The organism is Chitinophaga sp. (assembly GCF_036569185.1).
Lineage (GTDB): Bacteria > Bacteroidota > Bacteroidia > Chitinophagales > Chitinophagaceae > Chitinophaga.
Genome location: NZ_DATCRD010000162.1, coordinates 23327 through 34748, shown reverse-complemented (window position 1 = coordinate 34748; position 11422 = coordinate 23327). Strand labels below are relative to the sequence as shown.

Genomic DNA, 11422 nt, shown 5'->3' with positions numbered 1-11422 from the left:
ATTAACTGGTGTGTTTAGCGGAACGCGGCTAAGGATTTCCATATGAAGACGAATCCGCGCTGCAAATATTGCATAATATCACAACAAGATATTATTTTTTTCATGCTTCGTGGCAGGCGTTGTTGGGAGGAAAGGGGAGAGGTACAGGGGAAAAGCAACCAGCGCAGGCTCCTGCCCGTTGGAACATGCGCCGGCACTTGATTTATATAGTTACCGCTGCTTTCTTTTTTTCGTAAACAGCGCTGGCAAGCCAGTAGAATTCGTCCAGGAAACGGGTCGCGGATTTGGCGGTGTGCTCGCTGGTAAGTTCCTGTGTATCTGTAAATGCGCCATATACCTCCGGTACCAGCAGTTTTACCGGCAGTGCATAAGCGCCTACGCTGAGGATCACCTGCTGCAGTTGTGTGGCTGCATTGATACCACCCAGTTTCCCGGCGCTAACCGTAACAATCCCGATGGCTTTCCTGGAAAATTCGCTGCTGAAATAATCCAGGGCGTTTTTCAGTACGCCTGAAAAGCTGCCGTGGTATTCGGGTGTAACAAATATCAGCGCATCTGCCGCATGCAGGCGCAAACTCAGGTCCTTTACCACCTGTGGCAATTGCGGATGAATGCCCACCCGTTCTTCCAGCATCGGGAGCTGTGTTTCGGCAAGGTCTACCAGGTCGGTGTCCAGGCCCCTTTCTGTTAATTTTTTCTGCAGGTAATGGGCAATTTTCTGTGATTGCCTTCCCTGCCGGATACTTCCGATTAATATGGCTATTTTCATTTTCTTTACTTTTTAGTAAGACATACAGCTACCCCTGCCGGCAATAACATGCCGGCAGTAACTGATAGTTCGCACTGTAAGGTTTGTTACCGGCCGCAGGGCCCTGCCGGCCGGTATATGCAGGAGCGCAGTATGCAATACATATCACTGGTTATACACACCAGGTACATATGCCTTGCGCGCTGGCATATGTACAGATGCGCAGGGTATATTACGGGGCTGGCAATGAATATACACATTGCTATGCCCCGCCGCATCACCGGCGTTATGTATTACAAGGATCGTTTTCTTTCTGGGACAAAGATAGTATCTTTGCTGAATAAACCAAATAAACACTTTGTTTATTATGAATAATAACCTGGCAGATAATGAGCGGGCGGTATGGATACTGAAAGCACAGGGGCCGCAGCCCTTATGTAAACTGGCAGAGGAACTGAAGGTAACAATGGAAGGCGCCAGGTTCCAGCTGCTCAAGCTGGCAAATGAAGGGTTGGTACAGGCCACCACGGAAGCGAAGGGCAGGGGCAGACCCAAGCAGATCTGGTCGCTCACGGAAACAGGCAACGCCCGTTTCCCCGACCGGCACCAGGACCTTGCGTTGCGCCTGCTGAGCAATATGAACAAAACGCTTCCCCCGGATATGATGCAGGGCGTGCTGGATGCGGCTGCACAAAGCGTCCTGGAAAAATACCAGGAAGAACTGAAGGGCCTCACCACTTTAGAAAGCCGTGTGCGCAAATTAGCGGATATCCGTAACCGTGAGGGGTATATGGCCTCCTATATGGATGAAGGAAACAGCTATCTGCTCATAGAAAATCACTGCCCCATCCAGGCTGCGGCTGCCTGTTGCAGGCGGTTCTGCCAGTCGGAGCAGGATATATTTTCCTCTATCCTGGGCAAACATGCAAAGGTAGAGCGACTGGAACATATACTGGAAGGGCAGCGCAGGTGCGTGTACCGCATCACCGGTAAATGATGCAAACTACTTCCCGGCTATCTCACAAGCTCATGTATTTTTCTCTCTATCTATAATTAATCAGCTTTTATCGGTATTTTTATACCGATAAATCATCGTTTATATTGCCAGAAGGGTGTTTCCAGGGATGATAGAGGAGTATTCAAACAACGAGCATATTTTACTGCAAAAGTTCGCTGGTGGGGAACAATCCGCATTCCGCTTCATATTTAACCAGCATTACAAAGCATTATGTTATTTTGCCTTTACCATTGTTGCTGACGCACAGGAGGCGGAAGACCTTGTACAGGAAACCTTTTCAAAGCTGTGGAACAAGCGGGGCGACTTCCAGTCGGCCGCCGGTATAAAAGCCTTTCTTTTCATTGCCACCAAAAACGCCTGTCTCAATTTTATAAAAAGCCGGGAACGGCTCCATGTAAAGGAAAAAGAGTTTTCTTATTTACAGGAAGAGGAAACCACTACAGAAATGGCCGGCTTTGACCCTGTGCTTACCGAAACCGAAATTATCCATCAGCTGTATGAAGAAATAGAACGCCTGCCAACGCAATGCCGGCGGATCTTTAAACTAAGTTATCTTGAAGGGAGAAAAAATGAAGAGATTGCCACCAGTCTCCGGATCTCCTATAATACCGTGAGGGCGCAGAAACTGCGGGCGCTCAAACTGATCAGGAGCAGCCTGATCAAAAAGAACATCGTGCCGTTACTGGGCATCTATATTACCCTTATCAAATATTATTATCATCACTACTGATCCCCTGTAAAAATTTTTTTAAGATTTCTTTAATCGAAAATAACATCCCGTTGTTTTTATAGTAAAAGAGGTGAGTTTGGAAGCAGATCAAAACAGTGAAACAAAGCGGATTGCTTACCTGGTAAGTCGTTACCAGCAGGAGGCGCTGACGGCAGCCGAAGAGGAAGAACTGCGTGTGTGGCGGGATGCGGCTGCAGAGAACCGTCTTTTTTTTGAGCAGATGACCGACCCGGAGATACTTCGCGGGAAGCTGTCGCAATACGAACAATTTGACACTGCCGCCGGTTGGGCTGCTTTCAGCGCAAAGCATTTCCCGGCAGAAAATATTACACCGGTGCGCCGTATGTACCGGTGGTGGAGCGCCGCCGCGGCTGTATTGCTGTTATTGGGAGCAGGCATATATTTTTTCCGCCCTTCCGCCCCGCCTGCCCCGGTAGCGGCGCTGGCCACAACGCCGGTATTGCCCGGTTCCACCAAAGCCACTTTAACACTGGCAGATGGCTCGGTAATACAACTGGACAGCAGTGGCAATACGGTGATTAAACAGCAGGGAGCCCTTATTCATCTGAATAATGGCCAGCTGCAATACAATACGCAGGATTATTCCGCACAAACCACCCTGAACACACTGGCCACCCCCAGGGGCGGACAATTCCGCCTCACATTACCGGATGGCACCAGGGTGTGGCTCAATGCAGCTTCTGCTATTACTTTCCCTACCGCTTTCAGGCAGGAAAAAAGAGAAGTGGAAGTAAAAGGAGAAGCATATTTTGAAGTGGCTGCCATGGCAAAAACACCTTTTTATGTAAAGGTCAGCCACCAGACCAACGTAGAAGTATTAGGCACCAGTTTTAATATCAATGCCTATACAGATGAACCAGGCGTTAAAACGACCCTTATACAAGGCGCCGTAAAAGTAAATGCAGGCAATAGTTCCAGGGTATTACTACCCGGTCAGCAGGCATTGGTAAAAAGCCCTGGTAGTATTGATTTTGTAGCGCAGGCAGATACTGCCGCGATACTGGCCTGGAAGAAAGAGGAATTTTATTTCCGTGACGCAGACATTCCCACCGTGATGCGTCAGCTGGCCAGATGGTATGATGTAACAATTGTTTATGCAGGTAATATCCCTGCCCGCCGTTTCCAGGGGGAAATTCAACGTAAGCTGCCACTGGCGGATGTATTGGAAGGACTGGAAAGCACCGGTATCCATTTCCGCCTGCAGGGACGCAGCATTATTGTGGAACCATAATAACAGCGGGTTTATTTTTTAGCTATTGTCAACGGAACGTTTATGCACAACCAACTTTAGTTTTATAATGCTGTCATACGGACAAAAAACCGGGGATGATTGGACCCATCCCCGGCGAATATGTCCGGATGATAGTAGCACTCTGCTTGTACATACTGAATACTGATTATCCATCCTAACAAATGCAAATCTATGCAATTGAATTATCATGGTAAAGTCCTTTCTATACCCGGACTTTCCCCAACCAAAATTGCACTTACTATGAGATTGACGATTGTTCTCATGATTGTGGCGACGTTAAAAGTATCTGCGGGTGCTTTTGCACAAACAGTGTCTGTATCGGTAAAAAATGCGCCGATGGAAGAAGTGTTTACTGCGTTGAAAAAACAAACAGGTTACCTGTTCTTTTACGACAGGGACCTGCTGCGCACCGTTAAACCGGTAACCATCAAAGCACAAAACACCAGCCTCACAGATTTCCTCACGGAAATATTCAAAGGCCAGCCACTGGATTACACGATCAAAGACAAAACCATTTTCATTAAGAAGAAAACGCTGCCTGCAGGCAGCAACATCAGCACCGCACCGGAAGCTACCCAGCAACCGGTGACGGGCGTGGTGAAAGACGCCGCGGGCACATTGCTGATCGGGGTAACCGTTAAAGTGAAAGGCACCAACACCGGTACCATCACGGATGAAAACGGGCACTTCTCCATTGCAGCAGGCCCGGGTGATGAACTGGTGGTGTCTTATGTAGGTTATGAATCACACACCTTCAGGATAGGCAATTATGGGCCGCTTCAATTGTACCTGAAGCAACAAGCCAGCAAGCTCGATGAAACCGTGGTGATTGGCTACGGTACCACCAGCAAACGCTATAATACCGGTTCCGTTTCCAGCCTGAGCGCAGAAAGTATCGGCTCCCAGGCGGTAATGGACCCCCTGGCCGCTATGCAGGGCAGGATGGCCGGTATACTGATCTCTTCATCTAACGGTTTGCCGGGATCCAGCTTTAACGTGATCATCAGGGGAAAAAGCTCCGTTGGCCAGGATCGCAGGAACGATCCCCTTTATGTGATCGATGGCGTGCCTTTTTATTCCGAATCGTTGAACCAGTTCAATTCTGCGAATGGTAGTCAAAGCCCGCTCGCTACCATCAACCCATCGGATATTGAACGCATTGATGTGCTGAAAGATGCGGACGCTACTGCTATCTACGGCTCCAGGGGAGCTAACGGCGTTGTGCTGATCACGACCAAAAGAGGTAAGTCAGGTAAAACACAGGCTAACTTCAACGTATATACGGGCGCCAGTAAAGTAGTGAATACCGTGAAAATGCTGAATACGCCCGAGTACATTGCCATGCGTAAAGAAGCGTTTAAAAATGATAATAAACCCTATGATGAAGAAACCGCACCGGATCTTACATTATGGGACCAGCAACATACCACCGACTGGCAGAAATTCATGATCGGGGGTACCGGTCATACCACGGAAGCACAGGGCTCCGTGTCTGCCGGTAATGAACAAACGCAGTTCCTGTTAAGCGGCACTTATCATAAGGAAACAACGGTAATGCCGGGAAGCCTCGGCTACCAGAGAGGTGCAGGCCATTTCAATTTAAATCATAGCAGCGTTGATGGCAAGTTTAACATCAACACTTCTGTAAATTATTCTGCCAACAAGGATAATTCACTGGCCAGCGATCTTACCTCCTTCTACAATATGTCGCCGAATTACCCGCTGTATGATTCTACGGGTAAATATTACTGGTTCGGAAGCCTTCAGAATCCACAGGCTTACCTGTTACGCCGGTCTGAAATAAATACCAATAACCTGGTGGCTAATACGGTGATCAGGTACACTGTATTGCCGGGGCTGAACCTGAAAACCAGCCTGGGGTACAATAAGTCCAACATGAAGCAGGTGCAGGTATACCCGGATGCTACCTTTAATCCGCTTACTTCTTCCGGAAGCATGTCGTATTTCGGTACTTCTGATGTAGGCTCTTACATTATCGAACCACAGGTAGATTATAACAGGACCATCGCCAAAGGGAATCTGAACGTAATGGTGGGCGGTACCTGGCAGCAAACCATCAGCCAGGGACAGTCGGTAAAAGCAACCGGCTTCTCCAGCGATGCGTTGCTGGACGATCAGAGTGCAGCGGGTTTTATCACGCCCAATCCATCACAGTATGCTTTTTACCGCTACACTTCCATTTTCGGAAGGATCAATTATAACTGGGATAGCAAATATATACTGAATGCTACTTTCCGCCGTGATGGCTCCACCCGCTTTGGCCCGGGTAACCGCTTTGGTAACTTTGGCGCTATAGGAGCTGCCTGGATCTTTACCAAAGAAGCGTTTATGAAAGATGTGCATTTCCTCAGCTTTGGTAAACTTCGCGCCAGCATTGGCTTAACAGGTAATGATAATATAGGTGATTACCGGTATCTCGACAGCTGGAGCTCAACCTCTTATCCATACGATGGCGTACCGGGATTAACACCTGCGCGCCTGGCCAATCCATTATATAGATGGGAAGAAAACCGTAAGAAGGAAATTGGCCTGGAGCTGGGATTCCTGAACGACAGGATCCTTTTCAATACCAACTATTATCATAATATTTCCGGTAATCAACTGGTGGAAGATCTGTTAACGCCGCAGGTAGGTTTCTCTACCATCACGGCCAATCTCCCTGCGAAAGTACTTAACAGCGGATGGGAATTTGAAGTGAATACCACTAATATCCAACGGTCCAATTTCAGCTGGAAATCCTCGTTAAACCTTACGGTAAGTAAAAATGAGCTGAAAGCATATCCCGGTTTTGAAGCGTCTAATTACAAAAATATATACGTAGTTGGACAATCGCTCACTATTGTAAATGGATACAAATTCCTGGGCATTGATCCGGAAACAGGACTGGCGCAGTTCTACAGCAGCAGCGATGGCACTACTACGAGCCCGGTAGAATATGATGATTATGTAACGCTCGGTAAAACAATGCCGGCATTTTACGGCGGGCTGCAGAACAGCTTTACGTATAAAGGATTCAGCCTTGATTTCCTATTGCAGTTTGTAAAACAGGAAGGTCCGCAAATAGGCTATGGATACGGAATTCCGGGCATAGGTACTTTCTCTAACCAGGACCTCCGCGCACTGGACCGCTGGAAAAACAAAGGGGATATCACCGCTGTACCAGCCGCCTCCACTTCTGCCGGAGCGGCCAACTACAGGGCTTATAGCCTGTCGACCGCCAATTGGGGCGACGCCTCCTACATCCGCCTGAAAAATGTATCAGTAAGATATGACCTGTCGAAATATACCAGGCGCTGGAAAGTAAATAACGTAAGCGTTTACGCGCTGGCGCAAAACCTGCTCACCTTTACCAATTATAAAGGTCTTGACCCTGAAACCCAGGGTACGGTAATGCCGCCGTTGAAAGCATATACCATCGGATTACAGTTTGGTTTGTAAAGAAAATAAAAAGATTTACCATGAAACGAATTCATATATTTTTAATCGGCGCCCTCCTCCTCAGCAGCAGTTCCTGCAGCAAGTACGTAGATACGCCGTTGCCAAAGAATGAGCTGGTATCCGGCCTGGTGTTTACAGATGATAAAACGGCTACTGCAGCAGTTACCGGTTTATATAGTAACATGTACTCGTTCAATTACCAGTTTGCAAATGTGTTGATCAACTACCTCACCGCCATGCAGGCAGATGATCTGGCTTACTTTTCCACCTTTGCCAACTATGATGTTTTTAAAGAGAACAGGTTACTGCCCAGCAGCCAGTATGTGCAGAGTATGTTTTCAGATCTTTACAGTTATGTTTACCAGATGAATGCCTGTGTGGAAGGGCTTTCCACCGCAACGGCGTTAACGCCGGCTGTAAAGAACCAGTTACTGGGCGAGTCGCACTTCATGCGGGCTTTCTGCTATTTTTATTTAGTGAATATGTATGGAGATGTGCCCCTGATCACCGGCACCAACTATAAAGAAAATGGGGTGAAGCCCCGTGCCCCGCGTGCGGATATATATAACACCATGATCAGTGATCTGAAAGCGGCGGTGGAATTAATGGGAGATGATTATCCTACGGGACAGCATATACGTCCTGATAAAGCGGTGGCCAATGCCTTACTGGCAAGGGTATATCTCTATAACCAGAACTGGGCCCTGGCAGAAGCCACGGCCTCCCTGGTGATCAATGATAACCGGTATTCGCTGGTAACAGACCTGAACAAGGTATTCCTGGCCAACAGCAACGAGGCTATCTGGCAGTTGCAGCCAACCAATGTGCTGGGGGGCCGCAATACCTGGGAAGGGTTTACATCCACACCGGCTATTAACCCCACCACCGGCCTGTTTGGTACAGCGGTGTTCAGGCTGGATACTACCAACCTGATTAAGAAGTATGAACCAAACGACCTGCGCCTGGCCAACTGGATTGCTTCCAACAAAACCACTGCAGGCGTTACTGTTTATTTCCCTTACAAATACAAAATAAGAACAAGCACCAGCGGTGTTACTGAATATTCTATGGTGATGCGCCTCGCTGAACAATACCTTATCCGTGCGGAAGCCCGTATCCAGCAAGGAAAACTGGATGATGGCCGTAGCGACCTGGATGTTATCCGCCACCGTGCTGGCCTGGGTAACCTCTCTACATCGCTCACACAAGCTGCCCTGCTGCTGGCAGTAGAGCAGGAACGCAAAGTGGAATTGTTTGCAGAATGGGGCCACCGCTGGTTTGACCTGAAGCGTACCAAACGCGCAGATGCCGTGCTGGGCCCCATTAAAGGCGCCAACTGGCAATCAACGGATACCCTGTACCCGATTCCTTCTGATGCCATCAGAACCAATGCTAACCTTACCCAAAACGACGGGTACAAATAACCGGTAATGAAAAAATTAACCATCTTACTTTTAGTGGCTGCTATGGCAGCCACTAAAATATATGCGCAACAACGGGTAGTGATCAGCCCGGAATTCCCGGAACGTGGGCAAACGGTAACTATTACGTATGATCCGTCTGCACCGGGAGCAGGCATTCCGGCTACTGCCGGCATGGTAACCCTCGTGTTTTCCTATTCCAATTTTTACAACCTCGCCTGGCGGATGGACATGCAGCGCATTGGCAACAAATGGACTACCTCCTTCAAGCTGGCTGACTATACTACCTTCGCTACCTTTTACCTGGAAAGCGGCGAGGCGGTAGATAAACCGGCAAAAAACCGGCACTACGAAATAGGCGTTTATAAAAATAAAGTGCCGGTACAAGACATGTCGCTTTACAAAGCTTACAGTCTTACTGCACAGATGGGGAAATCGCCTTTACTGGCAGATAAACAGGCCGCCCTGTACAAAGAAGAACTGAAGCGTTACCCCGGCAATTACGAAGCGAAACTACGCCTGCTTACTTACGAAATGAATAAGGCCGCTACAGCAAAAGAGAAGGTGCAATTCAGGGAACAGGCGCACCGGGTAATTGCAGATAAATTTAACAGCGCGCCCACTGTGGCCGGCAATATGAACAAGGTAACCATGGGCTACCTGATCATTGGCGAAAATTCCCGGCTGGATTCCATCCGCCGCGTGGTAATGGAACGTTACCCGGAATCTGCACTGGGCCGTGATATCAGGACAGGCGTAATGGCCAGGGGCAAAGATACTGCCCGGCAGATCGCTTTCTTTGAAGAAGAACTGAAAAAAGAAACCCCGGAAAACGCGGAGTCTTTTACTGAAATACACGATGTGCTGTTCCGGTATTATGCTGCTCAAAAAGACAGTGGTAAAGCATTGTACCATGCCCGTTTTATGACCAGGGAAAAGGAAAATCCTTATAGGGTGACCACCTGGCAGCAGATTGCGCAAACTTTGCTGGACAACAGTCTTGCTCTCGACAGCGCACGCGGTTATGCACAACGGGCGCTGGACAGTGCACGCAGCTACCCTGTAGGCGTGATCCGTTATTTCCCGGAAACCGGGTACATTTATCCTTTTGCAGACGACAGTACACGCGAAGCCGTATTTAATAAAGCCAGCCGGCGCCTGTTGTCTATGCTCGGGCTGATAGACATGAAGCAGGGGCGCTTTGCTGCAGCAGATAAGCATATGGAACAGGCGGTGGATTACTATGCGGATAAAGAAACACTGGACAACGCAGCGGCTTACTACCAGCAAACCAACAATGTTGCGAAGCTGAACCAGCTGCAGGAGTTCCGGAAAAAAATACTGCTGGAAAAGGTAAAGAAACAAAGGATCAACCGCCCGGCGCCGCCGCTGAATTCCTTCGTGGATATGAAAGGTAAGCCGGTACCGGCAGCTTCTCTCAAAGGAAAAATTGTGCTCATTGATTTCTGGGCCACCTGGTGTGTACCCTGTATGCAGGAAATGCCCTATCTCCAGAATTTATATGACCAGTATAAACAAAACCCGGACATCGTTTTTATGATCGCCAACAGCGGCGCCCGCAACACCCTGGCAGATGCACAGGGCTGGAGCGGGAACAAAAAATATACCTTCCCGGTGTATTATAATACAGACCCCGCTATAGGAGATAAGTTTAAGTTTAATATCATCCCCGCTTCCTATCTCATCAATAAAGAAGGTAACATCATCTTCAGCAACATTGGTTTCGAGGGGCCGGAAGTGGAAGAGAAATTAAAACAGCAACTGGAGATCCTGTTGCACGACTAAATACTTAAACGGTTACCATAAAATACTTAAACAGTCACCATAACCAGCCGGGAAGATTCCCGGAAATTTGTCTTATCAAAAAATAAAACAAAATGGCAACGAAAAACAAAATAGCCCTGGTTACTGGCGGCAGTCGCGGATTAGGTAAGAATATGTCTTTACAGCTTGCTAAAAGCGGGCATGATATCATCCTTACCTATAAAAGCAACCAGGCGGAGGCAAACAAAGTGGTAGCAGAAATCCAGGGCCTGGGACAAAAGGCGATCGCGTATAAACTGGATACCGCCGATACAAAAGCGTTTGACGGATTTTTGGCAGAAGTGGCAGCACACCTGGAAGAAAATACAGGAGTAGGGAAATTTGATTTCCTGGTAAATAATGCGGGCATCGACAGAAGTTCCCTGATCCCCGACACTACAGAAGCGGATTTCGATGAACTGTACCATGTGCATTTAAAAGGCGTATACTTCCTTACACAGAAAGCATTGCCTTTTATTAACGATAATGGCCGTATCATTAATCTTTCCACCGGTCTGGCCAGGTTTGCCACACCCGGTTACGCCGCTTACGCCTCTATGAAAGGCGCTATAGAGGTGTTTACCAGGTACCTGGCTAAAGAAGTGGGCGCGCGCGGCATCACCGCCAATGTGGTGGCCCCTGGCATTATAGAAACAGATTTTACAAAAGCCACTTTTGAGCATGCGCCAGAGGCCATATCCTATATCACAGCGCATACTGCGCTGCGGCGCACCGGCTTACCAGACGATATTGGCGGCATAGTAGCCTTCCTGTGCACGGAAGAAGCGCGCTGGATCACCGCCCAGCGTATTGAAGCCTCCGGGGGCATGTTCCTGTAACGGGTACAGATAATGGAAAAGCACGGCAGATAGCAGCCGTGCTTTTTTGTGACCGTTATCGGACACTTTCTGTATTAAAACCGGGCATCGGCAGCAGGTAACTTGAAACT

At 48.3% G+C, this 11422-nt stretch carries 8 protein-coding genes; 7 read left to right on the top strand and 1 reads right to left on the bottom strand.

Annotated features, from left to right (window positions below):
- Positions 1-202: 202 nt before the first annotated feature.
- Positions 203-769, bottom strand: a complete 567-nt coding sequence (locus VIM72_RS12155; RefSeq protein WP_332003101.1) for an NAD(P)H-dependent oxidoreductase — start codon at positions 767-769, stop codon at positions 203-205.
- 346 nt (positions 770-1115) lie between these two features.
- On the opposite strand from VIM72_RS12155, the gene VIM72_RS12150 reads away from it, so the two are divergent.
- The 7 genes from VIM72_RS12150 to VIM72_RS12120 all read left to right on the top strand — a co-directional run bounded on the left by VIM72_RS12150 (position 1116) and on the right by VIM72_RS12120 (position 11312).
- Complete coding sequence (locus VIM72_RS12150) at positions 1116-1745, top strand: metalloregulator ArsR/SmtB family transcription factor (protein WP_332003100.1); 630 nt, start codon at positions 1116-1118, stop codon at positions 1743-1745.
- A gap of 127 nt (positions 1746-1872) precedes the next feature.
- Entirely contained in the window at positions 1873-2496 is a 624-nt protein-coding gene (locus VIM72_RS12145) for an RNA polymerase sigma-70 factor (protein ID WP_332003099.1), read from the top strand.
- A gap of 76 nt (positions 2497-2572) precedes the next feature.
- Entirely contained in the window at positions 2573-3748 is a 1176-nt protein-coding gene (locus VIM72_RS12140) for a FecR family protein (protein WP_332003098.1), read from the top strand.
- A 261-nt stretch (positions 3749-4009) separates the two neighbouring features.
- Positions 4010-7228, top strand: coding sequence for a SusC/RagA family TonB-linked outer membrane protein (locus tag VIM72_RS12135; RefSeq protein ID WP_332003097.1), 3219 nt, complete (start codon positions 4010-4012; stop codon positions 7226-7228).
- A gap of 20 nt (positions 7229-7248) precedes the next feature.
- Positions 7249-8652 carry a RagB/SusD family nutrient uptake outer membrane protein gene (locus VIM72_RS12130; protein ID WP_332003096.1) on the top strand — a complete coding sequence of 468 codons (1404 nt, stop codon included), beginning with the start codon at positions 7249-7251 and terminating at the stop codon, positions 8650-8652.
- Between the two features lie 6 nt (positions 8653-8658).
- A complete protein-coding gene (locus tag VIM72_RS12125; protein WP_332003095.1) occupies positions 8659-10455 on the top strand; it encodes a TlpA disulfide reductase family protein in 1797 nt (598 codons plus the stop codon).
- Between the two features lie 92 nt (positions 10456-10547).
- Entirely contained in the window at positions 10548-11312 is a 765-nt protein-coding gene (locus tag VIM72_RS12120; protein WP_332003094.1) for an SDR family oxidoreductase, read from the top strand.
- Positions 11313-11422: the final 110 nt, after the last annotated feature.

Excerpts from the sequence above, each read along its gene's own strand:
- VIM72_RS12155 (WP_332003101.1), bottom strand. The coding sequence starts at position 769 with ATGAAAATAGCCATATTAATCGGAAGTATCCGGCAGGGAAGGCAATCA.
- VIM72_RS12150 (WP_332003100.1), top strand. The coding sequence starts at position 1,116 with ATGAATAATAACCTGGCAGATAATGAGCGGGCGGTATGGATACTGAAA.
- VIM72_RS12145 (WP_332003099.1), top strand. The coding sequence starts at position 1,873 with ATGATAGAGGAGTATTCAAACAACGAGCATATTTTACTGCAAAAGTTC.
- VIM72_RS12135 (WP_332003097.1), top strand. The coding sequence starts at position 4,010 with ATGAGATTGACGATTGTTCTCATGATTGTGGCGACGTTAAAAGTATCT.
- VIM72_RS12130 (WP_332003096.1), top strand. The coding sequence starts at position 7,249 with ATGAAACGAATTCATATATTTTTAATCGGCGCCCTCCTCCTCAGCAGC.
- VIM72_RS12125 (WP_332003095.1), top strand. The coding sequence starts at position 8,659 with ATGAAAAAATTAACCATCTTACTTTTAGTGGCTGCTATGGCAGCCACT.
- VIM72_RS12120 (WP_332003094.1), top strand. The coding sequence starts at position 10,548 with ATGGCAACGAAAAACAAAATAGCCCTGGTTACTGGCGGCAGTCGCGGA.